Origin of the sequence: Cryobacterium sp. TMS1-20-1 (assembly GCF_004402355.1) — a bacterium.
GTDB classification, from domain to species: domain Bacteria; phylum Actinomycetota; class Actinomycetes; order Actinomycetales; family Microbacteriaceae; genus Cryobacterium; species Cryobacterium levicorallinum.
Map to the genome: position 1 here is coordinate 17,737 of NZ_SOGF01000019.1, position 24,770 is coordinate 42,506.

The following is a 24,770-nucleotide window of genomic DNA, read 5'->3' on the forward strand; positions in this document are numbered from 1 at the left end:
CACACTCCCCGCACAGCGCGACGTTTTCCACAGATCGCCCTGATCGGCGGCGACGGCCGGTTTCCGCGCCTTAGCGTCAAGGCCTACCCAACACGGAAGGACCCTCATGCGTTTTCTTAAACTTGCCGTCACCACCTACGGACACGACCGCTCCCGGCCGGTTATCGGCGCTGACGACGTCTGGATCAACCTCGACCAGGTCGTCTCGATCGAGGAACAGCTCGACAGCAACACCTTCGCGGACGCCGTGCGCGAGGGACTCGCGCCGGAAGAGCACTATCCCTGTGTCGAGCTGACCACCTCAAACGGGAGCACACACCTCGTGTCGCTCGGCGTGTACCCAGACCAGGCCAACGGCTTCGCCGCTCTAACCCGGTTCGTACCCCTGCTCCTCGGCGACCCCGTTGACGATGACGCTCAGCTCGCAGAGATCCTGATGTTCCGACCATAGGCGACGCTGTTTAGGCTCATCGGACGTCACCAATAGACTCATGTTTCATGACCCACGATCAGCCGCTAAAGAATGCAAAGGCGATAGTCAATCTGACGACTGACATCATGCAGATCGCGAAAGAAAATCCTGACGCGCAGGAGGCGGGTCAATACGCGGCAAAATCATTGAGGATCGTTGCCCAGACGGTACATACCGTCCTCCTGCCGCTTGCGGCTGCTAATTTCGCCATTTTGCACTTTGCGGATTACATGAAGAACAAGTTTGAAAAGGAACTGGCCGATCTAACTGGCACCATCCCGCCAGAAAACCTCATTTCCCCTAAGTCCTCTGTGGCTGGTCCAGCAATCCAGGGTCTAGCTTTCACACATGAAGAGCAGAGCTTGAAGGACATGTACTTGAATTTGATCGCTACGGCAATGGACGGGCGGATAAGCAAACGGGCACACCCCGCCTTCGTCGAAATAGTAAAGCAAATTGACGGACGCGAAGCGGACACTCTCAGATCCCTTCTTCGCGGTTCTGAGATGCTTGCCATTGTTGAGATTCGCACTTCCGAATCTGCATGGAACGTGCTCGAGCGAAACATCATTGATCTTAAACGACCTTCCGGCGAGCCAGCGGTAAGTCCTGAGTACGCCGTGTGGATTGACAACTGGGTACGACTTGGCCTGTTCGAGCTGACATTCATGTCCTTTCTCTCCTCGCCCCATGCCTACGATTGGGTTGAGAGCCGCCCGGAGTATCAGCTCCATAAGGGGGACAATGCCTTACCAATCTTGGCCAAAGGGGTACTCAAACGCACCAGCTTTGGAGACCAGTTCGCGGAAGCTATCGGTGCAAGGACAGCCCAGGCCACTGCTGGACAGATTCCATTATTTCGACCAGAACCCCGCGCAAAAACACCGATCGACAATTCCCCCGGGAGCTGAGAGTCTGCACGAGGGATGGGACAAAACGAGTTGGAGTCGCACAGCGCCGTTTTGGCGCTGATTTCAAGCGGTCTATCGGCGTCTCGACCGCACTGCTTAGACAGTCCCTAGAGCGATTGCGGCCGTTACTCACCGGCAGGACACCTCTGGCGGAGGGCCGGCCTGCCTAAGCCGGCCGGCCGGTTGTTATTCGGAAAGCAGCGTCCAGTTGCCATCGGCGCTCACTACGATGGCGGACGGACCGGAGCTCCGCGGCACGGTTCCCGAGTAGGGGCCGATTTCGTTGACGAGTAGTCCCATGCTTAAGGCCTCGTCCGTCTCTTCGATGATCGAGAAGTTTCTCGAGCCGTCGTGGGTGGCCGTGAGCTTGCCGGCGGAGCCGTCGAAGAGATAGACGCCGTCACCGGTCCCGGATGCGACGAGCGCGGGTGCCGCAGAGATGGGTGCGATGGTCAGGCTCCAGTTTCCATCGGCCGTGATATGCAGGGTCGTGTCTTCACCGAATGAGTTGAAGCCGAACTGTGTTGTGCCGCTGTAGGCGCCGATTGTGTTGACGAGCAGTTGCCCAGTGGATGCGTTGCTCGCGTCGAGCACAGAGACGGCGAAGTTTCTCGTGCCGTCGTGGGTTGCGGTGACGATTCCGGCAGTGGCGCCGGCCGGCAGCGTGATGAGGTTGTCGCCGGCACCGGTCTGGGTGACGACCTCGAAGGTGCCGAAGGCATCGTCGGCCCAGGTCTGCACGGTGTCGACCGGCGCCGCTTCAACGACCGGCTCTTCCACGGTGGGTTCCTCCGCGGCCGGTTCGGCTGCCGAATCGGCGACCGGAGCCACGGCCGCCGGAGTATCACCCGGCGCGTTGCTCGCGTTGACTCCGGAGACGATCATGGACAGTACGGTTACCGCGCCCGTGACGATCCAGGCGATCTTCTTGTACTGGTCATACCCGGCGAGGTGCAATCCCTGCTTGTCGCGGCCCTGGGCGAGAACGAGGATGAGGTCGACGAGCCACCAGATTCCCACGCCGCCGAAGGTCACCAGCTTGGCGATGCCGGAGCCGATCTTGCCGAGGTAGAAGCGGTCGACGCCGAAGACGCCGAGCAGCCAGGCGAAAAGCCAAGTGGCCATAAAGGACTTCTGTGAGACCGCAGGGCCGATCATTCGTGCGTCCGTGGCCAGCACCGCTGGCGGCGCTGGCTGAAGGAACTGTTCCTGCTGGGATGTCGGCACTCCGGCCGGGGGTGCGTTGTGGTTGGGCGTGGGCATGTTGTGATCCTCTGTTTGTTGTGATGGGTGCGTTAAGTGGATCGGCAGGGCTACTGCTGGGAAAGTTCGACGACGATGTCGAGACCGCTATCGGGGTGATAGCCCCAGGAGGCGTCGAAATCGGCCCAGGTCGCGGTCTGTCGGCCGTCGAGTGCGCGGGTACTGCCGATGCGGGTGTTGACGCTGTCCGGTACGTCGAGCTGGTCGAGAACGCAGAGAACATCGACGTATTCAGCACCAGGAGACTCCTTGCCTTCGCTCTGCATCGAGATACTTTGGCCCTCGTCGCCCACGGCGATCCACACGTTGTCGATAACGTCGCAGGTCTGGGTGGCATCGACGATGGCGGTGGACGCCAAGAAAGAGCCGGTCCCACCACCAAACGACGAAGCGGTTAGCGTGCCGCCGACACCGACGATGAGGCCAATGGCCAGGCTGACCAGACCGATCGTCAGGTCGCGTTTGTTGAACGCGGGGCCCTGTGGCAGCGGCGGCGGTGTGAGATGTTCGGCCGTGATCTCGGCGGATTCTGGTTCCATGATTGTGCTCCTCTAGCTGGGATGCAGTGTGAGCGGGTGAGGGCGGTCACTCCCCCCAATGACAACGACCGTTCCTCACCCACCGGTACCGACCGACTGCGGCGGGCACGACACCAAACTATTGGTTTGCTACAAATAAACCGACTCTGACGTTGATAAGAGGGGTTATCAGTGATAAATAATGCACAACAATGAGGGTTGGCCGTAGCCTGAGGTCACCACGAGAGGAGCACAGCATGACGACCACCGACACCATCCTGCTGATGACCATGTCCGACATAGCGGGCCTTGCCCGGGTGCAGCGTCCGGTCGTCTCGGTCTGGCGCAGCCGCTCGGCCGGCACCAATACTCCGTTTCCGGCCCCGGTCGGCCGCCAGCGCGGTGTCGACCTCTTCGACGCCGGCCAAGTGGGTAGTTGGCTCGAACGAACCGGCCGCGGCAACAACCGCGACGCCACAGCGGATGCCGCCGCTTACGCCTTACCCGACGCTTCGCAGGGTGCAGACGAGTTCGACGAGCAGACCTTTCGCGGCGTCACCGCTCTGCTCGCTGTGCGCGCCGCAGGCGATCACGCGCTCAGTACCCTTACCGCAGCCGAGCTGGTCGACCTGGCCGACGAGTATGACCCCGACGACGACCTGCTGCTCCGCGAGATCGAAGCCCTCGGCGACACCCTGCCCGTCCTGGTGGCTTACGTCGATTCCCTGGTCGAGGCTGCTTTCGGCCCGGCGCCCGCCTTCGAACGGATGCTCACCGACCGGTTCAAGCGCAACCTCGCCGGCGAGGGCGACCTCACGCTCAGCCGTGCAGCCCTGGACCTCATGGCCGAGACCGTCACCGCGCTGCGACTCACTCAGCCCGCTGATTCGGTGCTCGTCGACCCCACGGGCAGCGCGAGCGACCTGCTCATTGCTATTCACCAGGGCGAGGTTCCGGTGATGACAGCGAACATCGACAGCCCCACCGCTCGCCTGCAGCGCCGGCGGCTGATGGTGCACGGGGTCGTGCGCACCGAGCTGCAGGTTCTGCCCTCCGGTGCCTTCAGCGTGACCGGCGCCGCCGTGCACGTGGCGCAATACCCCTCAGCGGCCCGGCCGACCATGACGCCGGTGCAGATTCTCTCGGACATCGAGCAGATCGTGCTGCAGATGACCGATGAGCAGCTGGCCGTGGTTCTGGCTCCGTCAGCGGTGCTCAGCGACACCGGCCTCAGCCGCGAAGCCGACGAGCTGCGCTCGTCTCTCTTGCGTTCCGGCCGAGTGCGCGCCATCGTGCGTCTGCCCGCCGGGCTGCTGACTGGCAAACCGCAGCAGTTGCAGGCGCTCTGGGTGCTCGGTGCCGCCCACGCCGAGGTCGCCCTCGCCGATCGCTACGCCATGGTCGCCGACCTCGTTGCGACGCCGCTGGGTGACGCCGCCATCGACGACCTCGTCAGCGACCTCGCCGCGTCACTCGGCAGCCAGAGCACCGTGCGCGCCCACGCCTTTCGCTTTGCCCGACTTGTGCTCACCCGCAGTCTGCTCGCCAGTCGCCGGCCACTCGTGGCCGGAGTGCACACGGTTCCCTCGGCCGCCGATCAGCCGGCGGCGGCGCTCGCCGTGACCATTGACCGGCTGGCAGCCTTGCTCGACGCCGACCTGGCGGTTGAACCCGCCAGCGACAAGGCTGCCTCCTCGACCGTGCACGAGCTCCTCACAGCCGGGCACCTGCACTATATTCCGGGCAATCGCATCGCCGCCGACGATGTGATCGAGGGGGCAACGGATGCCGCCGGCATCCGCTTAATAGGACCGGCCGAAGTCGCGGGCACAACCGAGCTCGGCCACCGGCGAATCGACCGACTGAGGTTCGCGGCCGCGTACTCGTCTGGCCGCGTGACTGAGCCGGGCGACGTGGTGTTCGCCACCTCGCCCCGGCCGGCAGCGGTGGTCGACACGGAAGGTACCTCGGTCGTCCTCTTTCCCGCCCGCATTCTTCGCATCGAGCAAGCCGACCCGAATGGTCTGCTCGATGCGGTACTCGCCGCCGACATCCAGTCAATGCCCCCCGGCCATCGCCGGTGGCGCGCCTGGCCGGTGCGCCAGGTCGCCCTGACCCAACGTGCGGCGCTCGCCGACGCTCTCACCTCGCTACGGTGGGAACAGAAGCTTGCGCGCGAACGGCTGGGGCAGCTCGATCAGCTCACCGATTTGCTCATGGCCGGTGTCACCGCCGGCACTATAACTATCGCTTCTGACGCACTCTTGAAAGGAACCACCTAGTGGCACCGAAGACCAAAGCCGCCGCACTGCCGTCGACCATGAAGGAACTGAAAGACACCCTCTGGAAGGCCGCGGACAAGCTGCGCGGATCCATGGACGCCTCGCAGTACAAAGACGTCATTCTCGGTCTGGTGTTTCTCAAGTACGTCAGTGACTCCTTCGACGAGCGTCGCGAGCAGATTCGCACCGAGCTCGCCGCCGACGGCCTCGATGAGGACCAGATCGGTCAGCTCATGGACGACGTCGACGAATATACCGGCCGTCGGGTGTTCTGGGTGCCGGCGCCCGCTCGCTGGACCTACATTGCCGAAAACGCCAAGGGCATCGCCGGGGCAGCCGGTGAACCGTTCAAGCAGGTGGGCCAGCTCATCGACGAGGCCATGGACCTCATCATGGTGGCCAACCCCACCCTCGCCGCCACGCTGCCGCGCATTTACAACCGTGACGGCGTCGACCAGCGTCGCCTCGGCGAACTGCTCGACCTGTTCAACTCCGCCCGGTTTACCGGCGAAGGGTCGACCAAGGCCCGCGACCTGCTCGGCGAGGTCTACGAGTATTTTCTGGAGAAATTCGCCAAGGCCGAGGGCAAGCGCGGCGGCGAGTTCTACACTCCGGCCGGCGTCGTGCGGGTGCTGGTCGAGATGCTCGAGCCCACCCGCGGCCGCGTCTATGACCCGTGCTGCGGCTCGGGCGGCATGTTCGTGCAGGCCGAGAAGTTTCTCGAGAACCACCATAAGGAGGGCTCAGAGCTCTCGGTGTTCGGCCAGGAACTCAACGAGCGCACCTGGCGCATGGCCAAGATGAACCTCGCCATTCACGGCCTCAACGGCAACCTCGCCAGCCGCTGGGGCGACACCTTCGCCCGCGACCAGCACCCCGACATGCAGGCCGACTACATCCTCGCCAACCCGCCGTTCAACATCAAGGACTGGGCCCGCAACGAGCAGGACCCGCGCTGGGGCTACGGCGTGCCGCCCGCCGGCAACGCCAACTACGCCTGGATCCAACACATCATCTCCAAACTCAACCCCGGCGGCAGCGCCGGCGTCGTCATGGCCAACGGGTCGATGTCGTCCAACAGCGGCGGCGAGGGCGAGATTCGCGCGCAGCTCGTGGAGGCCGACCTCGTCACCTGCATGGTCGCCCTGCCCACCCAGCTCTTCCGCAGCACCGGCATCCCGGTCTGCACCTGGTTCTTCGCCAAAGACAAGACAGCCGGCGAGAAGGGCTCGATCGACCGCACCGGTCAGGTGCTCTTCATCGACGCCCGCAACCTCGGCACCATGGTCGACCGCGCCGAACGCGCCCTGACCGACGACGACATCGCCAAAATCACCGGCACCTATCACGCCTGGCGAGGCACGCCTTCAGCAGCGGATGCTTCGCTCGTCTACGCAGACGAGCCCGGTTTCGCCTACTCCGCGTCGCTCGCGGAGATTAAGGTTGCGGATTACGCGCTGACTCCTGGGCGTTACGTTGGGGCTGCCGAGGTGGAAGAAGATGCCGAGCCGATCGAGGAGAAAATCGCCCGGCTGAGCGCCGAGCTGTTCGCTCACTTCGATGAGTCTGAGCGGCTTGCGGCGATAGTGCGCGAGCAGCTGGCGCGCGTTCATGTCTGAGACCTTGCAGGTGGCAACTGTCACGATTAACGAAATGATCGTGCTTGGTCATTTAGATGTCGGCGACGGTTATCGCACAAAACGTGATCAGTTTGCTTCTGACGGACATCGGATTATTCGGGTCGCAGACGTCATTGACGGGGTCATCGGCATGGACAGCCCAGATTTTGTTTCGATCGATTACACAAAGTCGATCGGGGCAAAGGCGGGTCGAGCCGGGGACATCCTCCTCACGACCAAAGGAACGGTGGGACGAGTTGCCGTGGTCCCGATTCTCAGTGAGTCGATTGTCTATAGCCCGCAGCTCTGCTATTTTCGCGTTCAAGATTCAGAGCGGGTGGACAGCGGATTCCTGAAGCATTGGCTCAGCAGCCCCGAATTTCTTCTTCAGGCAGCCGATCGGATGAATAATACGGATATGGCGGCCTACATAAACCTGGCTGACATTCGATCGCTCAGACTGTCGCTTCCCTGCATTGACGACCAGCGTGCGATTGGAAAGGTACTCACGGCTCTCGACGACAAGATCACCGCGAACATCACTATTTCAAACTCGACGGACGAGTACCTTTCAACTGAACTCGCTTTACTCCTGCGGTCTGGCAGCGCCGACGTTCCGCTGGCAACAATTGCGAAGACCAATGAACTCACTCGCAAACCACTTTCTGACGAGACGATTCGTTATATCGACATAGCGGCAGTTGGAATCGGAACGCATACCATTCCGACGCCGATCGATTGGAACGACGCCCCAGGACGGGCGCGTAGGGCGCTGCGCCGTGGCGACACGCTCTGGTCAACGGTGCGACCTAATCGACGATCGCATTCACTCAATTTGTCGAGCGATCGCGACCTCATTGGATCGACCGGACTCGCTGTCCTCACGCCAACCACGGTGGGTTTCGCGTACCTATATGAAATTACCAAACGGGCTGAGTTCACGAGTTATCTTGAGACGGTCGCCGAGGGTAGCGCCTACCCGGCAGTGCGCGCCGATCGTTTTGGAGAAGCACAAGTTCCGTTGCTACCGGCGGCGCAACTTGCTGCCTTCGAAGCCTTGGCGGCCCCAATGAGAGAGCACCTGTACAGCCTGAGTCAGGAAAACATCCAACTCGCCGCAACCCGCGACGCCCTCCTCCCGCAACTCATGTCGGGCAAGCTGCGCGTCAAAGACGCGGATAAGTCGCTCGCGGGCGTGCTGTGATGCCCGCCGCGCTGCGCAACTAACAGTTTCAACGTCAAAGTATTGAGGGGATAGGCAATGACGATCACGACATCGACTCCAGCACAGGGGCTCTCCGAAGCCGCGTGGGAGAGCTTCGCGCTCGACCAGTTGGGGGAGCCGCTCGGCTGGCTCCCGCTGGCCGGCGAGAAGATCGCGCCGGGCACGGGGGAGCGCGAGTCGTGGAGTGAGCTGCTCATTCGTCCGCGCCTGCTCGAGGCGCTGCGCAATCTCAACCCGACCGTTCCGGTCGAGTACCTGCGTCAGGCGCTCGCTGAGCTCGCCGCTCCCAAGTCAATGGACGCGATCACCGAGAACCAGCGTATGCACGAGTACTTCGTGCACGGCTTTCCGTTCAGCTATCTCGATGCCAGCGGGGCTGAGGTGAGCCCGAGCATCCGTTTGATCAGTTCTGACCCGGCGCAGAACGACTGGTTGGCCGTGAACCAGGTCACGCTCGTGAAGCCTGACGTGAAGCGCCGCTTCGACATTGTGCTGTATTGCAACGGCATGCCGGTGAGCATTATCGAGCTGAAGAAGGCGGGCAGCGAGCGGGCCACCGTGGCGGCCGCGCACGCCCAGCTGCAGACCTACCTGCGCGAGTTTCCGCTGGCGTTTCGGTTCTGCGTATTCACGCTCGCCTCCGACGGGCAGTCGGCGTCGTATGGCACGCCGTTCACTCCGCTCAACCACTTTTCGCCGTGGAACGTCGACGACGGGGGTGTGCCGGTTCCACCCGGCTCGACCACGGTCGACGGCGACGCGGTCACCGGACTCGACACCGCCCTGGCCGGTCTCTACAACCAGGAGCGGTTTCTGCAGCTGCTGACCTATTTCACCGCGTTCGATGAGGGCGACGACGGCCTGACCAAGCGCATCGCCAAGCCGCACCAGTTTTTCGCGGTGAACAAGGCGGTCGCGAGCACCGTGCAGGCCGTCGCGAGCAACGGTAAGGCCGGGGTGGTCTGGCACACGCAGGGGTCGGGCAAGTCCATGGAGATGCAGTTGTACACCAACCTGGTGACGCTGCATCCCAAGCTGAAGAACCCGACCATCGTCGTGATCACCGACCGCAAGGAGCTCGACGGGCAGCTGTTCAGCTCGTTCGATCGCAGCCTGCTGCTTCCGGGCAAGCCGGAGCAGATCCTCCGCCGCTCCGACCTGCGGCAGAAGCTGAGTGAGCGCAATACCGGCGGAATCTTCTTCACCACGCTGCAGAAATTCGGCATCAGCAAGGCCGAGAAGGATGCCGGGATGGAGCATCCGCTCTTGTCGGACCGGCGCAACATCATCGTCATCGTCGATGAGGCGCACCGCAGCCACTACGACGACCTCGACGGGTATGCCCGCCACCTGCGGGACGCCCTGCCCCACGCGACGCTGATCGCGTTCACCGGCACGCCCATCTCGTTCGACGACCGCAACACGCAGGACGTGTTCGGCGACTACATCGACGTGTACGACCTTTCTCGCGCGGTCGAGGACGGCGCGACGGTGCCGGTGTACTTCGAGCCACGGCTGATCAAGGTGTCGCTCGCAGCGGACGTCACCGAAGAGATGCTCGACGACGCGGCCGACGACGCCACCCAGGGGCTCGACGAAACCGAGCGCGCCCGCATCGAACAGAGCGTGGCCGTGGTCAACGCGGTCTACGGCGCTCCCGAGCGTATTGCCGCGCTCGCTCTGGACATCGTGGCGCACTGGGAGAACCGGCGCGCGCGCATGAAGAAGTTCATTGATGCTCCGGGTAAGGCCATGATCGTGGGCGGAACCCGCGAGATCTGCGCGCTGCTCTACGAGGCGATCGTGACGCTGCGGCCCGAGTGGCATTCGGACGCGCTCGACCAGGGCGTTATCAAGGTCGTGTATTCCGGGGATGCGACGGACCAGCCGCCGGTGTCGAACCACGTGCGGCGCACCTCGCAGAACGATGTGATCAAGGCCCGGCTAAAGAACGTCGACGACCCGCTCGAGCTTGTGATCGTGAAAGACATGATGCTCACCGGCTTCGACTCACCGCCGCTCCACACCCTCTATCTCGACCGTCCACTCAAGGGTGCGCTGCTGATGCAGACGCTCGCGCGGGTGAACCGCACCTTCCGCGGCAAGGAAGACGGGCTGCTCGTGGCCTACGCGCCGCTCGCCGAGAATCTGGCCAAGGCGCTCGCCGAATACACAGCGGATGACCAGACCGGCAAGCCGCTCGGCCGCAACATCGACGAGGTGGTCGCGCTCACCGAGACGCTCGTTGAGACCCTGCGCGGTCTCCTGGCCGGCTACGGCTGGAAGGCCGTGCTGCAGAAGGGTGGTCCAAAGGGGTACCTGAACGCCGTGACCGGTTCCGTGAACTATCTGCGGGCCCCCGGCACGCCCGGCAACCAGATCGTCGAGGGTGAAGAGACCCTCGGGGTGAAATACCGCCGATATTCCGGGCAGCTTTCGCGGGCCTGGGCGTTGTGTTCGGGCTCGCAGAATCTGGCGGTGCTGCGCCCCGAGGTGCAGATCTACGAGGAGATCCGGGTGTGGATGGCCAAAGCGGATGCCCTCGAGCGGCAGTCCCGCGGCGAGCCGATCCCCGAGGAGATCCAACGGTTGCTGGGGGAGCTGATCATGTCCGCGACGTCGTCGGGTGAGGTCCTCGACATCTACGAGGCGGCCGGCATGCCGAAGCCGTCGCTCAGTGATCTGACGCCGGAGTTCGTGGCGAAGACGCAGCAGGCGCGCAACCCGCATTTGGCGATTGAAGCGTTGCGCAAGCTGCTGACCGAGGAGGCCGTGGCATCCACTCGTAACAATATGGTGCGGCAGCGCGCGTTCTCGGAGCGCATCACCGAGCTGATGAACAAGTACACCAACCAGCAGCTGACCTCCGCCGAGGTCATTGCCGCGCTCGTGGAGATGTCGCGGGAGGTCGCCGCCGAGTCGCAGCGTGGTTCGCACTTCAAGCCCGCGCTGACCAGTGATGAGCTGGCGTTCTATGACGCGGTGGCGCAGAACGAGTCCGCTGTGGATCTGCAGGGCGAGGGCAAACTCGCCGACATCGCGCGCGGGCTGGTGCAAGTGATGCGCCGGGACGTGCGCACTGACTGGACCGTGCGCGACGACGTGCGCGCCAAGCTGCGTTCGTCGATCAAGCGGCTGCTCGTGCTGAATGGCTACCCGCCCGACCAGCAGCCCTCCGCCATCAAGCTCGTGATGGAGCAAATGGAGTCGATGGCGCTGCGGTTTGCGGGGGAGCGCGTATAACTGGCACGGGTCGGGCGCTGAAGTTCGCTGGTGGCTGCCACGACACCCCAGTCCGAGGGCATGCGGAGCGTCGGTGAACCCGGTGAATTTGGGTTGTTCAAGCCATTCAATGTTGCACAGCCCAGACGAGCACGGGCTTCCCGATGGATAAATAGGCAGGAAGACGGTTAATCGCGGAGGATGTGTCGGCTGCGCATTGGATATCACCCTAGCCGTTTGGGAATAGCATCAGCGGAAGGGGGGTAACGATGCAAACTGAAATGTCGTTCCTCATCGACTCCAATGTTGTGATCGCGGCCGAGCCGTTCAATGGAAAATTGGAAGATCTGCAGCCCGTCGTGAGCTCATTTATGCGCATCGCTTCGGAACATGGCCACAAGGTTTACGTGCACCCAGCGGTCCTCGACGATCTCCGCGAGACTTCGGACGAAACCCATCGGGCTCAAAACATTGCGGCCTATACGAAGTATCCAAGTCTCACGGAATTACCGGTTCCACCAGAGGTTTGGGATGTATTTCCGGATTTCCCCAACCCGAACGATAAAAGGGACGCCCGCATCCTTACCGCGCTTCACAAGGGTGCAGTACATTTCCTCGTCACGAACGATCGGAAGCTTCGTAGTCGGGCCATTCGCCTCGGTCATGAGCTCACAGTGCTTCGCCCCGGCGAAGCTGCCGGTCAACTGGCCGCGTGGCACCCAGACGCCCCGCCACCGCCTCCAATGGTGGAAGAAGTCAAGACGTACACCCTGGACGAGTCCCAAGCGATATTTGAATCTCTTCGTGTTGCCTATTACCCGGCTTTCGATAAATGGATTGCGAAGGTTAGGAGAGAGTCCGCAGACCGGCGCGCGTGGATCATTCGAGACACTTCTGGTACGTATGAGGCTCTGGCTGTGGTCAAGATGCGCGATCAACATCCGGTTCATACCGATCAAGACGCGATCAAGCTCTCTACTTTCAAAGTCGGCGACGCGGTATCAGGACGACGGCTCGGTGAATTATTGCTCAAGGCGGTACTGCGATGGGCTGCGAACGAGCCCGGACGACCGAGTGACCTTTTTGTCGAGGTGAGCGCAACGCAGGAGCGGCTCATTGAGTTCCTCATAGACTTTGGATTTGGATACGTGACGAGCAAGCCCGGACAACCGGACGAACACGTTTATCTAAAGATTCTGGATCCGCCGGCGAGTTCCGACCTTGACGGTCTGGCGCATCACATTGCGTATGGTCCTCCCGCCGTGCGTGCGGGGCAACCGATCTTTGTGATTCCCATCACGCCGGGGTGGTATGAGGATCTTTTTCCGGATGCGACAGTCGTCGGGACCTCTGGGAGCATGATGCTGGACGACACCTTCACGACGCCAAAAGCGCACGGTAACGCGATCAGAAAAGCGTATTTGTGTCACAGCCCAACGAAGGATGTACCGCCTGGTTCCACACTTCTCTTCTACCGGAGCCAGGGCAAGCTGAAAGCCGACGGAGCGGTCGTCGCCGTGGGGGTAGCCGAGCGATCGCTTCGCTCCGAGGACCCCGTGGAAACCATCGAGCTGTCCTTTAAACGCACTGTGTATTCGTCCAACGAAGTCGCGGCCTTGCATGAGAACAACAAGGCGGTTCTGAGTGTGCTCTTTCGACACGATCGTTTCGTTGTGCCCCCGTGGTCTCTCGGCGACCTTGTGTCCAATAGTGTCATTAATACGTGGCCACAATCGATCGTCCGCGTGCGGAGTGAGGAAGGCCGAGCATGGATCGAGAACCAGCTGGACGGGTAGCCCTGATGGCAATTCATCAGGACTGGGCGGAAGCCATCATGGACGGAAGCAAGCGTGTCGAGTTCCGCAAGCGACGCCTAGCCGACGACATCGAAACGGTTCTGGTCTACGCGACGGCACCGGTAAGTAAAATTGTCGGGCACTTTATGATCGACGAAATCGTATCGAGTACGCCCGCCGACATCTGGGCGCGGTTTGGCAACGTGGGCGCGATCGGTCGTGATGCCTTTTTCACATACTTCAATGGGAAAAGCTCCGCAGTTGCCATCCTTGTCGCTAGCGCACAACGGTTCGAGGACCCGCTCGAGCTCAACGACATTTATCCCAAGCCCGGGATTCCCCAGTCGTTCAGCTACCTCCCTTCAACAACACCGGCACTGGCTGCTGTCGTTTGATGCAAGTGCCGCTGACGTTCTAGCATTCAACCAAAACATATCGAGGAGACGTGCGTTGCCGGTGGACGTTCTGAGCGGGCAAGGTAACGCGCAACGTACCGACAAAAGAATGCTCCTGGCCGGATGCGGTCGCTTGGTAGCCGACCGGCTACCGAGCACGCGCGCTACGCGTGATTACTATCAGTGGTACCGGTAGCCAGTAGTCTGACGGCGTGACTGAAGAATCGAACGGTGACAATCAGATGGTTCCTATTGCGATCGGCGCCCTTATTAAAGTTGGCGAGGCTGGCCAGAAGTTCGCGGATAGCGCCGCGGTGGAGACCGGAGGACTTCTGCGTCGTATTCTCGGACCGTCAGCTGACGTGATCGGGCAAGATTGGGCCGATCGGCTGCGCCGTAAGAACATGGAACGTCTATTGGTGAAGACGGAAAAGCACGCAGGGAGCGATTCCGACCCTGGCTGGGCCCAGCCCCGCGTAGCAGCGGCAGTCTTTGAGGCGGCACAGTATGCAGATGAGGAGATTGTGACCGACTACCTCAGCGGCGTCCTTGCAAGTGCGCGCAAACCCGATGGAGGCAATGACGACGCGCTTCCGTGGTCGAATTTAATTTCACGATTGTCAGCGCTTCAGTTACGAGCGCACTACTTGATCTACCTCAATCTCCGCCAGGTGGTAAAGGCTTCAGGTGAGAAGACACGGCTTTATGAGTTTAAATCGCGGGAAGTCGCATTTCCCATGGAAGACTTCCTCGAAGCAGTGGGGCTCGATCGCGATGGATCGGACTTTTACCGATTGGCCGACGCGCTCCAAGGCATGAGCAAGGAAGATCTGATCGATAGCGTCGGCTACGGAGATCGAGATTTTTTTTCGAAGCATTCCGGGAACCTCGACAAACAGTTCAAGTTCCTGCCTCGCAAGCGGTTGAGCACCCCATTCGACCAACAGATTCAAATCACCTTTTCGTCGTTCGGCGTGCAATTCTTCCTGTGGGGACTTGGCTTTGGTATGTCGCACGACACGGCCTATCTTGACTCCGGCCGCGAGTTTCTTATCGACTCCGATTCGCCGGTCACAAACGTACTGATCGAGGGTGTGGATTTCGTGGAGTCGTATTGGGTCGAGCTCGACGATGAAGGAAACCCTGCCGGAGCCGCAGGCAGTGGTGCGACGACTGAGGTTGTCACCGCACCGCAGTCGGGTTTGTAACGAAGCCGATGCTAGGACCCTACGAGAGAGATTTTGCTCGCCCTCGCTCTCGCCCCCTCTAGGGAAAGCGCGTACCGCATAGGAATTTGACGGTCATCACTCAGCGTCTTGCAACCCGTGGGCTGCGAGACACATTGACGAGACAGATCGAGCATGCACGATTGTGGAGAGCGAGGCAGAACGCATTCCTTCCTGTGACCGGGATCGGGGCGTCATTGTCCAAGGGCGACGGATGAGTCGGCGTGTCTCGAAACGTGTGTTTTTACCGGCGTTACCATTTTTGTAGTCAAGGACGGTTGGGAGACATTAAGAGGCGTCAATGGGGAAGCCGAAAGTGTCAAAGCAAGCAATGAACTGTCAATTTGGGGTGTACTCCAGCATGACCGGGATGCTTATCGGATACGCACGCGTATCCACCAACAACCAAGACCGGACGGCCCAAAAGAACGCCCTCGTCGTCCTCGGGGTCTCACTCCAAAAGACGTTCATCGATCAGGGCTTCACCGGAAGTAACCGGGCCGGCCATGTTGAACGGAGGCCCCGGTTTATGACGTGACATTGGCTCGGCACGACGTCGAGCGGAATCAAACTCTTCACTATCTCAAAGTGTTCGGCTTCTCGGTGCTCTGACGCTCCAGGATCACGACGAAGACTCGGTAGAGCACCAGACTGAAGGTAGCGACCGCCGTGAGTATTAACAACACTGATCCGTAGGAGGACGCTTGGTCGGCGCCGGTGATGCCATCTAGCAGGTTGGGTTTTAGCTTCATCAGGGTTGCGGTGTAGGCGATTCCGATTGGCACGGCGATGTTGATGGTGAGGTTGTAGAAGCCGATGGCGATACCCGAATTCTCGACCGGCACCCGCATAATGGCGGTCGAGACGAGTGGGCCGTACATCAACGCGAAGCTCATCCCGAACAGGATCATCGAGATCACGAAGATCCCGATCCACGTATCCACTAAGAGTGCCGGGAGCAGCATCGAGACGATGATCCCGATCAATGCGATGGTGATGGCTTGCTTGGACGTGAGGAACTTGGCGATCTTGCCGGTGGCCGAGCCGACTATCACGGCCGCGATGTACCCGGGGATCAGCAACAAGGAAACCTCGCCGAGGTTATAGCCGTAAACGTCGGAGACAAGGAATGGGAACATGAAGGTGTAGCCCAGTTGGACCGAGTAGATGACGAACACCACGATTATCATCAGCGAGTATTGGGCGTTGGCGAAGAACGCGATGGTGATCACGGCGTTGTCGTGGGTTCGGATGTGCCAGACGAAGAGGATCAGTCCCGCTACGACCGGCAGCAAATACCACAAGTTGAAGTTCTGCATGAACAAGATGGTGCCGGTGGCGAACACCGCGATTAGGAAAAGCCCGAACGCGTCCACGTGGCCGTCGTGTGTCGTCTCTGCGGGAACTGTACGCAGCACGACTGGGATGGCTAGCAAGGAAAGTAACGTGATTAAAAAGAAGGCTGCCCAGCCGATGTAGGTGGCGATGAAGCCGCTGCCGACGGTGCCGATCAGCAGCGACAATTGGAAGGCTGCGGTGCTGAAGCCTAGGTACTTCTTCTGCTCGTCGCCCCTAAAGTGCTTGGTGACATAAATCACGTAGAGGGTCTCGGCGGCCGCCAAGCCGGCGGTCTGAATCAGACGGCCGACCAAGATCAGCGAAAAATTAGTCTGGAAGATGAATCCGACGATCGAACCTGCTGTCATCACGATGATCGCGAAGATGATGAGCTTTCGGATGCTGATCGAGTCGGCTAGTGCGGCGTAAACTACGGCACCGATACCAATCAGGATGCCGGCTAGGGTGGCTTGCAGACTGACGGTGTCAACGGGCAGATTGAGATCTTTCGCTAACGCCGGCGACAAGAACTTGAAGCCATTGTCCAGCACCAGCGAGAAGACGAAGAGGGACAGCAGAATGGGTACGGCCCGGGTTGGTTTGAAAACCTGGAACGGACCCGTAGCGTTGGTCGCCGTGCCCATCAGACCAATTCCAACGCGATCTCGATCATCGCGGTGAAGGCGGTTTGCCGTTCCGCAGGGGTGGTCTCGGCGTTGGTGATGAGATGGTCGCTGACGGTAAAGATGCCAAGCGCATCGACGCCCGCGGCCGCGGCGTTGGCAAACAACCCCGCCGACTCCATCTCTACGGCAAGGATGCCCATCTTCATCCATTTGGTCATGGCATCGGGATCGGCGCCGTAGAACAGGTCCGACGAGAGCACGTTGCCGACGTGAGTACGCTGGCTGCGGTTGTCGGCGATCCGCTTGGCCTGCTCTAGTAGTCGGTACGACGACAGCGGCGCCCAGAAGCCGGGCAGGTTGAACTGGTGCAGGTAGTTGGAGTTGGTCGACGCACCCTGAGCGATGACTACGTCGTGGAGGTTCATGTTCGCCTGCATGGCGCCGCAGGTACCCACCCGGATCAGGTTCTTAACCCCGAAGAAATGGATCAGCTCATAGCTGTAGAGCGAGATGGAAGGAATACCCATACCCGTGCCCATTACGGACACAGGACGCCCCCGGTAAGTGCCCGTAAAGCCCAACATGTTACGAACCTCGTTGAAGCACCGGATGTCGTCTAAGTAGGTCTCGGCGATGAATTTCGCTCGCAGTGGATCCCCAGGAAGGAGGATTGTCTCGGCAATGTCCACCCCTTTCGGATTAATGTGCGGCGTGCTGATCGTGACCATAGTGGGGAACGGATCCTTCGCCGTTGACGGTGATTCGGCCTTAAGGCTTGTTGAACTCACGTGGACTCCTTCGTCTGGATTACAGTATGAGGTTATACCTCTTGAGTAAGATGTCACATATGATACTGTCGGGCAACAAGGAGGTCGAGTGACGACCCGTTTGGAACCCCACCCGTTCTTGCAACAGCAACTTCGTCTTGCCGTCGGCCAACCGATTCGGGTCGCCATTTATACGCGGCTTGCTGAGGGGATCCGCTCTGGCGCATTCCGGCTCGGTGAGATGCTGCCCAGAGAAACAGAGCTCTCGGTAATGCTTGGCGTCAGCCGCACGCCCGTACGCGAGGCGCTGATGCTCCTCGAAGAAGACGGGTTGCTGGTCACCCGGCGCGGAGTGGGGCGATTCGTCACGGACGCCCTTCCGCACGGCGGGCTGGAGCAGATGCGGCCATTTGAGGTTGTCTTAGCGGACCCGACCATGACAATTACGGTGCAGCCGGTGCGCTTCGAGTTGGAGAAGGTAACAGACTTCGTGTCCAAACGGCTCGCGCTGGACCCGACTGCTAACGCTTGGATCCGCGAGAGCGTCTTGCTGCAAGACGGCCTTCCCGTTGCGACTGTTCAAGAGCATCTCCCTGCTGGGCGCTACCTCAGTGATGTGAGTGCCAGAATCGCATCCGAGCTTTTGGAAATCGCTGCCGAGCCACGGACGCTCCTCGCATCCATGCAGGCCAACGGACACGTCTTTACAAACGGCGTGTGCCAGATCGTCGCAACCGATGCTGGCCCCACACGGGCGAAACTGCTGAACGTGAAGCCGTCGGCGGCGGTCCTCATCTTTACTCAGACAGCGGAGCACGGCGGAATGCCGCTCTACGCCGCGAAGTGTGTCGTCGCACCCGGTCACGGGTCGCTGTCGATCATGCAACGCAACCCGAGCTAGTGGCGCTTCACGGTGGAACTGGGACGTGACTCTTATTGTCTTCGATCAGATGGTTATCGTCCTGAGAACAACCCGACCGCGGTGGGTTCGGTTGAGCTTGTCGTAGCGGATGGTGATGCGGCGCTATTGCTTGCATACGGCGAAATAGTATTCGATGACGTTGTGGCGCTTGCAGGCGTCTTTGTCAGGTCCGGTACGGTTGGTCATCGTTGTGACTGCTCGTTTTGCGGTTGATGATTTGATGTGATTGCGCCAAGATCACGGTTTCGCTACAACGTTTCTAGGGCAAAATCAAGCAGTCAGAGCAACGTAGGGTTTTGCTTAGAGTAGTAGCTGGTTGAGGCTATACGGGGCACGTTCGGACGCCTCGATGCCTCAGTGGTGAGGTCCAGTGCCCGCGTTCGGCGATAAAAAGTTGCACGAGACATTTTAAGATCTCGGGCAACTGTTGTCGCTGTCTCTCCACCGTCGATGAGTCGACGAGCGTTGCGGATTTGGCTGTCGGTGATGATCCGTGGACGGCCGCCTAAATCCTTGCCGGCTTTGCGGCGTTTATTGATGGAGTCGACAATACGCTCTCGTTTGATTTCGTGTTCCATCTGCCCGAGCGCTGCCATGATCGTGAATAGCAGGGACCCCATCGGTGTCGCAGTATCGACATCGCCGCCACCCAGGTTGAGTACGCGAAGACCAGCGCCGCAACCGCGGAGCTCTTCGGCGAACGCGAGCATGTTCTGTGTTGACCGCCCGAGCCGGCCCACGGTCGTGATGACGAGGGTGTCGCCGTCTTGGAGTACGTCGAGCGCACGGTCGAACTGGGGCCGTGATGCTCGAGCACCGGAGATGCCGTGGTCGACGTAGAGGTCGTTACGCCGGACGCCAGCGGCGAAGATGTCGATCTGTTACCGGTCGGTGGACTGCTGTCGCGTGGACACGCGCGCGTAGCCGGTCAGTTTAGTCATTTCTGCTCCTGGGGCGTCTCCTAACCAATGGCGAGTACCACAGTTCAAGCATGCGGTTATGCGACGTAGTTATGAGAATCGGCGCGCCGCACGATCCCAGCAAATGCGGAGGGAGCCAAGGCGTGGGCGTGAGACGTCTTATATCCCTAGGGTTTCGAGACAGCCGTTTCGTGGAATGGCGGAGTTTTCCAGGGCAGGGCAGTTGTCGCGACCGCAGTTGATGCCACGGTCGCGTTTACGCCGGCACGACAGTGTGCTTATGGGCCGAGAAATATTTCCGTCGTGAGGGGGGTGTTCGATTAACTGGCTGCGGCCGGTGGCCACTATGCGATCGCGGACATCGCAGGATCGAATAGGCCGCTTTTTGGCCTCCGGGCGAGGCACATCAAGGGCGACTTCTTGGCAGGTTCCTCTGACGAGTCAGACTACGGTGCTGACCAACGGGTGATAGCGGCAGCTAGCATAATTCTGCCGCATCACCGTGGGTCAGCATCCGCAGCCTGACAGGTGTTGTTCGTATCGGGCTAGATGAAGCTGTGTCGCGCGAGGCAGTCGAGGTAGTAGACGAAGGCTTCGTCGTTTACGTCGCCAGTTTTCATCGAGTAGTAATTTTGGTCAGTTTCTGTTCCAGTCTCTCTGTATCCGGTCAGCGCGGTCATGTACGTCGTTAGGTGGTCAGACATCCCATAAACCTTGGCACCAGTGACGAGGCCGTCTTCTTGCTCGAGCACGATGGAGGTGCGTTGGCCCACCAAATGTTGAGTGTTTAGAAGGTTGTATGCCAGCCAAGACGCGTCTCCAAGAGGCGCCGTTCCAAGATCGTCAGTGTCACTGCCCGAAGTTTCTTGAAGGAAGAGTCCCCGCCAGCTTTCATCGTACGTATCAGGACCAACATCTTTCATTTCCTTCTCTTCTGCGCTGTACAGGCGGGATAGGACGTCCGGATGAGTGATCGTGTAGAGCGAGTAGATCAAGTCCTCGCGGACTTCTCCATCGTTCGAATAGTCAGTGCGTGTAATGGCCTCGAGCGGGATTTCATATGCACAAAAACCCTGTTTCAAGTGTTCTTCAACGGCGTCCGTTGTCCATCGCTGAGGATTGGTCTTCTTCCACCGTGCCAGGAGGTCTGAACGGTCGTCAGCTTCGTGATTGTCCATCAATTGGGTAGTCCGAAAAAGGCGTGCATTGCGGGGGTGCGGTTGCTCGGGTGGAAGTGTGCGAATTTTCCGCGACCGCCCGAATCGCGCTCAGGTCCGACTACGGCCAGGCCGTTTTTGATTCCTTTCGCAACTGCGAGCGCGCCGGCCTCGCTGCGAGACCACGTGTCTTTCCCCCCGCGGCCCCATGTGATGGCCGCGGAAAGCGACATACCATTTGCAAGCACGAGTTTGCCGTTTAGAATCATTGCGCGGAAATGTTGGTAGCTTGATCCCTTTTTATTGAGGGCATCGATTGCGTTAGTGGCTGCGATCCACGTAACACCAGCGACGATGACAACTGCAGATGCCACCAGGAGTGTTTTCAAGATCTCTAGAGCGATAGGTATTCCCAGAACCAGTACTGGCACGAAGGCGGCATAGCCCACGTCATCGGCATATGATTCTGTCTCACCAGTGGCCAGGTCTGTCATGGTGAACGAGGTGGCTTCGTCGTTCAACTCTTGTATCTGGATGGAGTAGTTGGCGTTGTAGTCGGTGTCGATGCTCCCTAGAGAAAAAAGAGCGCTACTGTCCTCAAACGACAACGTTGTCAGCGCCGTGACAGGTTCGCCAGATCCCAAATCCGATGTCGTCTCGACTGAGATTTTAGTGAGCGAGGCGTCCACGTCTTCCAGTGTCAATCCTGCGTCGTTGAAAGCGGATTCAAGCTTTTCCTCGTCAACCATCCCGCTGCCTGAAGCTTCTACCGGGGCAGAGCTGGTCTCTGCGAACGCGGGCGAGTAAGCGAATCCAGAGAGCAGCAGCGCCGCTACGACTCCGATGGCGATCTTTTTCATTGATTGTCTTCCTTTGATTGGTGAGCGATCAGTGCGGACAGGGTGGAATCGGGTTTAGCTACGCCGAGCAAGCTTTTCAAGATTTGATTCGAGGTCATTGCTGCAGCCGCTGACGTCCCGGTGACAAGCTGCCGGGCCCCCGTGCGGTCGACCGCGGGAATGTCTTCACCGGGTGCGAAGTAATTCACATGGTCAATAGCCGAGAAGCTTGATGGATGGCCCGCGGCATCTAATGAGCCGACGGAAATAACTCCCGGGTATCGGGCGGGGTAGCCCGCCCCCATCCCTTGGTTGTTTCCAGCAGCCGCGACCACCACGATTCCCGATTCAACGGCGCGTTTCACCGAGTCACGTAAGGCCCGGGTGTCCGTCCCGATCGCGATGCTGACGTTAATGACGTCCACCTGGTCCCGGATAGCTTGCTCTATAGCGTCCGCAACGTCCTCCGCCGACGCGGTTCCTGCAGTGAAGACGGAGTAACTAATCCAAGTGACTCGATGGGCCCACGCAGGACAGCTATCCTCATCGATTCCTGCTGCGATCGATGCGACTAAAGTGCCGTGCCCTTGGTCGTCGGCGTCAGTATCGAAAACATGAAAACAGCTAAAGTCGACGTTTTCATCGTTGAGGCCGCTATCGACGAGAGCGATCGCGACTGTGTCTCGAACCGCCGGCGTGATCGATGCCGATGAGCAACCTATCAACAGAAGGGCTGTGACGACAATGATTGACGTCGAAAGGAACGCGGGGCGTCTGCGGGGACCCCCTCGGAGAGAGGTCAAAACATGCGTTGCGTTGACTTCACGCGCGGAACAATTACCCCGGGCAGCGGTTCATTAAATGGCTGGTCTCGCAGGCGATACGATCCACCCGCCCATTTTCGAAACATCATTTTCCCCCCGATGCTCACGAACCAGATGTCGTGTGAAACTCAGATTGGCGGAGATAACTCGCGGCGTCAACTCCATCCGGAAATAGTCAACGGAATTTTCATGTGGGCGACGATTAAGCGGCTATTTGAGTTCCGTCCTCGCCCAGCATGGGCATCTCTCTTTTTTCGATGTCGGTGAGTACTGAGTATTTGAGGACTTGAGCACCCACTCAATCGTGCGGTTCAGCACCTACCGGTATCAGTCCCTCGACCGTGCGCGACAGTCTGTCATTTACAGCCATGCCGACTTCTACAGATCCGACCATCTCGTCATTCAGTGGGCGAAACCCTGACGCCCGACGAGCGGGTCCAACTACTCCAAATCGTCAAAGGGACGGGGACGAGCAGCTCCGACTGAGAAGGTTCCACTGCGCGCTTGTGGGCACGCCGAGGGGCGCCGTCCCTTGGTTCGTCAGCTCGCGGAGGATCTCGATGTCGCTCCTGGCACCGTCGCTAAGGCGTACAAAGTGCTTGAATCCGAGGGCTACCTCACTGCCCGCACTGGCGGAGTAACCCGGGTCAGCCGGAGCACAACGACGTCGCTCCCAGTGCTGGAAGCCCCTCGCCAACTTGCCAAGACCAGCACCCGTGCAGGCACTAGCCTGGACGGCACCATCCGCATCCTCCGTGCGATCTCGCACGAAGAATACTCCGAACCGGGACTGACCTGATGCGCTCTCAAGGCTGCCCGCACCCATGGAGTGACCTGCCGCGGGCATTTCGGACAGCGGAATTAGTGGATTCTTCTACGCTGCCAATGCTGGCTGCTGATAACCATAGTGGACTTCATTAGGCCGACGGTATCCGAGCGCGGAGTGCCGGCGTCGACAGTTATAAAACCCCTCGATATAGCGGATGACGTCGCTGCGAGCTTGCGATTTTGTGGCATACGCAGTGCGATAAACACGCTCATTCTTGAGCATCGAGAAAAAACTTTCCGCCATGCTGTTGTCCCAGCACACGCCCGTGCGGCCCATCGAGGAGCGCATCCCCAGTCTGGTCACCAAGGCCCGAAACTCGGCCGACGTGTAGACACTGCCGCGGTCGGAATGCCAGATCGCGTGTGGCTCGATCAGGGTCGTCGCAGCGGCGTTGCGGAGGGCGTCGGCGACGAGTTCGGTGCGCATATGATCGGCGATGGACCAGCCGACGACCTTCTTTGAATAGCAGTCGATGACGGTGGCCAGGTAGATGAAGCCTTGCCAGGTGTGGATGTAGGTAATATCGCCGACGAACTTCACGCCGGGGCGGTCGGCAGTGAAGTCGCGTTTGACGAGGTCGGGCATGCTCGCCGCCGCCTCGGCGTCGGCTTCGGTCGTGATCCGGAAGGGCCGTGGTTGGCAGGCTACGAGGCCGATCTGGCGCATAAGCTGCCGCACCAGCTCGGGCGAGCATTCGGTCTGTTCGGCGGCAAGGTCGGCGTGGATTCGGCGGTATCCGTAGGTGCCGTCGGACTCCTCGAAGAAGTGTTGAATGCGGACGATCAGGGCCTCTCGGCGGGCCGCAGTCGCGGACTGCGGCCGAATTGCCCAGTGGTAGAAACCGGACGTGGAGACGGCCAGCCAGAGGCACATTTTCACCACCGAATCCCCGTTGATGGGCTCAGATCTTTGGGAGTCGATGTACTCGTACTTGCTCACTACCGCTGCTCCCGCGCGAAGTAAGCGCTGGCTTTTTTCAAGAATGCGGTCTCCGCCCGCAGCTCTTGAACTTCCCGCTCGAGCTCCTTCAGACGGGCCCGTTCCGACACAGTCAGGTCCGCTTCGGTGCCGCCGTTGGCCTCGCGATATTTGTTGAGCCAGTTCCGGAGCGTCTCGGGGCCGACGCCATATGCGGTGGCGACGTCCTTGATCGGCTTGGAGGTGTTGATCACCTCACGGCACAGCTCGTCTTTGAACTCCTGGGTGAAACGCCTACGTGCTGCGGCCATGCTGATCTCTACTTTCAGTGAACCCTCATTTTAAGAGGGCCCACTGTCCGAGATATCCGCGGCAGGTCAGAGATCCCCTCTACTCTCGAGTCTTCCACACATAGAAATGCCTGTTCCAGGTCGACCAGGCTGCCCCAGTTCTCACGACTGTGGTGTCTCATAACTGACCTGTTTCGTATCGCACGAGATACAAGACCCTGACTGCCCTTTGACGCAACGCAGAGAACCGGGTCGATGCGCCAAACAGCGATCACAGAACGCCGCCACTAAGCGCTAACACTCAATCAATTCCCAGATTAATCTCGACACATCCTTGACATTCATTCTTGTGGGCGTGACCCTGCTGGCGATTGGTTAGGGCTATGCCGGGTGCGTAGAGGCGATAGATTC

At 60.0% G+C, this 24,770-nt stretch carries 20 protein-coding genes and 1 pseudogene; 12 read left to right on the forward strand and 9 right to left on the reverse strand.

The features are described from left to right. Positions 1 to 106 precede the first annotated feature (106 nt). Both E3O45_RS03770 and E3O45_RS03775 read left to right on the forward strand, forming a co-directional pair. Positions 107 to 451: a hypothetical protein gene (locus tag E3O45_RS03770; protein WP_134441863.1), complete on the forward strand. Its 345-nt coding sequence runs from the start codon at positions 107 to 109 to the stop codon at positions 449 to 451. A gap of 47 nt (positions 452 to 498) precedes the next feature. Next, entirely contained in the window at positions 499 to 1,383 is an 885-nt protein-coding gene (locus E3O45_RS03775) for a DUF4393 domain-containing protein (RefSeq protein WP_134441864.1), read from the forward strand. A gap of 186 nt (positions 1,384 to 1,569) precedes the next feature. Here E3O45_RS03775 and E3O45_RS03780 read toward each other — a convergent pair whose 3' ends face one another. Then, on the reverse strand, positions 1,570 to 2,646 hold the full coding sequence (locus E3O45_RS03780) for a TM2 domain-containing protein (protein WP_134441866.1): 1,077 nt from the start codon (positions 2,644 to 2,646) through the stop codon (positions 1,570 to 1,572). Positions 2,647 to 2,696: 50 nt separating this feature from the next. Next, the gene (locus E3O45_RS03785; protein WP_134441867.1) at positions 2,697 to 3,185 is read right to left on the reverse strand and encodes a hypothetical protein; all 489 of its coding nucleotides are present in this window, start codon (positions 3,183 to 3,185) and stop codon (positions 2,697 to 2,699) included. A gap of 236 nt (positions 3,186 to 3,421) precedes the next feature. Between E3O45_RS03785 and E3O45_RS03790 the strand changes: the two genes are divergently transcribed. The 8 genes from E3O45_RS03790 to E3O45_RS03825 all read left to right on the forward strand — a co-directional run bounded on the left by E3O45_RS03790 (position 3,422) and on the right by E3O45_RS03825 (position 15,467). Beyond that, positions 3,422 to 5,446, forward strand: coding sequence for a hypothetical protein (locus E3O45_RS03790; protein WP_134441869.1), 2,025 nt, complete (start codon positions 3,422 to 3,424; stop codon positions 5,444 to 5,446). Between the two features lie 38 nt (positions 5,447 to 5,484). After that, positions 5,485 to 7,065, forward strand: coding sequence for a class I SAM-dependent DNA methyltransferase (locus E3O45_RS03795; RefSeq protein WP_134441967.1), 1,581 nt, complete (start codon positions 5,485 to 5,487; stop codon positions 7,063 to 7,065). After that, positions 7,058 to 8,269 (forward strand): restriction endonuclease subunit S, encoded by a 1,212-nt coding sequence (locus E3O45_RS03800; protein WP_134441870.1) that lies wholly within the window; start codon positions 7,058 to 7,060, stop codon positions 8,267 to 8,269. Before E3O45_RS03795 ends, E3O45_RS03800 begins: the two co-directional genes overlap by 8 nt. Before the next feature lie 57 nt (positions 8,270 to 8,326). After that, positions 8,327 to 11,533: a type I restriction endonuclease subunit R gene (locus E3O45_RS03805; RefSeq protein WP_134441872.1), complete on the forward strand. Its 3,207-nt coding sequence runs from the start codon at positions 8,327 to 8,329 to the stop codon at positions 11,531 to 11,533. Between the two features lie 248 nt (positions 11,534 to 11,781). Then, positions 11,782 to 13,308 carry a hypothetical protein gene (locus E3O45_RS03810; protein ID WP_134441873.1) on the forward strand — a complete coding sequence of 509 codons (1,527 nt, stop codon included), beginning with the start codon at positions 11,782 to 11,784 and terminating at the stop codon, positions 13,306 to 13,308. A gap of 5 nt (positions 13,309 to 13,313) precedes the next feature. Continuing rightward, positions 13,314 to 13,703 carry an ASCH domain-containing protein gene (locus tag E3O45_RS03815; protein WP_166789392.1) on the forward strand — a complete coding sequence of 130 codons (390 nt, stop codon included), beginning with the start codon at positions 13,314 to 13,316 and terminating at the stop codon, positions 13,701 to 13,703. A gap of 212 nt (positions 13,704 to 13,915) precedes the next feature. Next, positions 13,916 to 14,911, forward strand: a complete 996-nt coding sequence (locus E3O45_RS03820; RefSeq protein ID WP_134441876.1) for a hypothetical protein — start codon at positions 13,916 to 13,918, stop codon at positions 14,909 to 14,911. A 388-nt stretch (positions 14,912 to 15,299) separates the two neighbouring features. Further along, positions 15,300 to 15,467, forward strand: a complete 168-nt coding sequence (locus tag E3O45_RS03825; RefSeq protein WP_241985214.1) for a recombinase family protein — start codon at positions 15,300 to 15,302, stop codon at positions 15,465 to 15,467. A gap of 40 nt (positions 15,468 to 15,507) precedes the next feature. Here the strand turns inward: E3O45_RS03825 and E3O45_RS03830 are convergent, their stop codons facing one another. Both E3O45_RS03830 and deoD read right to left on the reverse strand, forming a co-directional pair. Continuing rightward, complete coding sequence (locus E3O45_RS03830) at positions 15,508 to 16,911, reverse strand: MFS transporter (protein ID WP_134441878.1); 1,404 nt, start codon at positions 16,909 to 16,911, stop codon at positions 15,508 to 15,510. After that, positions 16,911 to 17,681 carry a purine-nucleoside phosphorylase gene (deoD, locus tag E3O45_RS03835; protein WP_241985215.1) on the reverse strand — a complete coding sequence of 257 codons (771 nt, stop codon included), beginning with the start codon at positions 17,679 to 17,681 and terminating at the stop codon, positions 16,911 to 16,913. The genes E3O45_RS03830 and deoD overlap by 1 nt, the downstream gene beginning before the upstream one ends. 88 nt (positions 17,682 to 17,769) lie before the next feature. Between deoD and E3O45_RS03840 the strand changes: the two genes are divergently transcribed. After that, positions 17,770 to 18,561, forward strand: a complete 792-nt coding sequence (locus E3O45_RS03840) for a GntR family transcriptional regulator (protein ID WP_134441879.1) — start codon at positions 17,770 to 17,772, stop codon at positions 18,559 to 18,561. Between the two features lie 299 nt (positions 18,562 to 18,860). On the opposite strand, the pseudogene E3O45_RS03845 reads toward E3O45_RS03840, so the two are convergent. From E3O45_RS03845 to E3O45_RS03860, 4 genes and pseudogenes are all read right to left on the reverse strand, one after another. Then, positions 18,861 to 19,523 (reverse strand): annotated as a pseudogene (locus tag E3O45_RS03845) (recombinase family protein). A gap of 524 nt (positions 19,524 to 20,047) precedes the next feature. Continuing rightward, a complete protein-coding gene (locus E3O45_RS03850) occupies positions 20,048 to 20,683 on the reverse strand; it encodes a hypothetical protein (RefSeq protein WP_134379357.1) in 636 nt (211 codons plus the stop codon). Beyond that, positions 20,680 to 21,519: a hypothetical protein gene (locus E3O45_RS03855; RefSeq protein WP_104082778.1), complete on the reverse strand. Its 840-nt coding sequence runs from the start codon at positions 21,517 to 21,519 to the stop codon at positions 20,680 to 20,682. The genes E3O45_RS03850 and E3O45_RS03855 overlap by 4 nt, the downstream gene beginning before the upstream one ends. Next, positions 21,516 to 22,301: a S8 family serine peptidase gene (locus E3O45_RS03860; protein WP_104082777.1), complete on the reverse strand. Its 786-nt coding sequence runs from the start codon at positions 22,299 to 22,301 to the stop codon at positions 21,516 to 21,518. The genes E3O45_RS03855 and E3O45_RS03860 overlap by 4 nt, the downstream gene beginning before the upstream one ends. A 616-nt stretch (positions 22,302 to 22,917) precedes the next feature. On the opposite strand from E3O45_RS03860, the gene E3O45_RS03865 reads away from it, so the two are divergent. Then, positions 22,918 to 23,121 carry a hypothetical protein gene (locus tag E3O45_RS03865; RefSeq protein WP_233193068.1) on the forward strand — a complete coding sequence of 68 codons (204 nt, stop codon included), beginning with the start codon at positions 22,918 to 22,920 and terminating at the stop codon, positions 23,119 to 23,121. A 75-nt stretch (positions 23,122 to 23,196) separates the two neighbouring features. Here the strand turns inward: E3O45_RS03865 and E3O45_RS03870 are convergent. Further along, positions 23,197 to 24,380 (reverse strand): IS3 family transposase gene (locus tag E3O45_RS03870; protein WP_134441881.1). Its coding sequence is split into 2 segments (ribosomal slippage): positions 23,197 to 24,119 and positions 24,119 to 24,380, totalling 1,185 coding nucleotides; the frame shifts between segments, so codons are not numbered across the junction. Positions 24,381 to 24,770 lie beyond the last annotated feature (390 nt).

Bases quoted from the DNA above. Each gene is read 5' to 3' on its own strand.
- E3O45_RS03770 (WP_134441863.1), top strand. From the start codon at position 107: ATGCGTTTTCTTAAACTTGCCGTCACCACCTACGGACACGACCGCTCC.
- E3O45_RS03775 (WP_134441864.1), top strand. From the start codon at position 499: ATGACCCACGATCAGCCGCTAAAGAATGCAAAGGCGATAGTCAATCTG.
- E3O45_RS03780 (WP_134441866.1), bottom strand. From the start codon at position 2,646: ATGCCCACGCCCAACCACAACGCACCCCCGGCCGGAGTGCCGACATCC.
- E3O45_RS03785 (WP_134441867.1), bottom strand. From the start codon at position 3,185: ATGGAACCAGAATCCGCCGAGATCACGGCCGAACATCTCACACCGCCG.
- E3O45_RS03790 (WP_134441869.1), top strand. From the start codon at position 3,422: ATGACGACCACCGACACCATCCTGCTGATGACCATGTCCGACATAGCG.
- E3O45_RS03795 (WP_134441967.1), top strand. From the start codon at position 5,485: ATGAAGGAACTGAAAGACACCCTCTGGAAGGCCGCGGACAAGCTGCGC.
- E3O45_RS03800 (WP_134441870.1), top strand. From the start codon at position 7,058: ATGTCTGAGACCTTGCAGGTGGCAACTGTCACGATTAACGAAATGATC.
- E3O45_RS03805 (WP_134441872.1), top strand. From the start codon at position 8,327: ATGACGATCACGACATCGACTCCAGCACAGGGGCTCTCCGAAGCCGCG.
- E3O45_RS03810 (WP_134441873.1), top strand. From the start codon at position 11,782: ATGCAAACTGAAATGTCGTTCCTCATCGACTCCAATGTTGTGATCGCG.
- E3O45_RS03815 (WP_166789392.1), top strand. From the start codon at position 13,314: ATGGCAATTCATCAGGACTGGGCGGAAGCCATCATGGACGGAAGCAAG.
- E3O45_RS03825 (WP_241985214.1), top strand. From the start codon at position 15,300: ATGCTTATCGGATACGCACGCGTATCCACCAACAACCAAGACCGGACG.
- E3O45_RS03830 (WP_134441878.1), bottom strand. From the start codon at position 16,911: ATGGGCACGGCGACCAACGCTACGGGTCCGTTCCAGGTTTTCAAACCA.
- E3O45_RS03855 (WP_104082778.1), bottom strand. From the start codon at position 21,519: ATGAAAAAGATCGCCATCGGAGTCGTAGCGGCGCTGCTGCTCTCTGGA.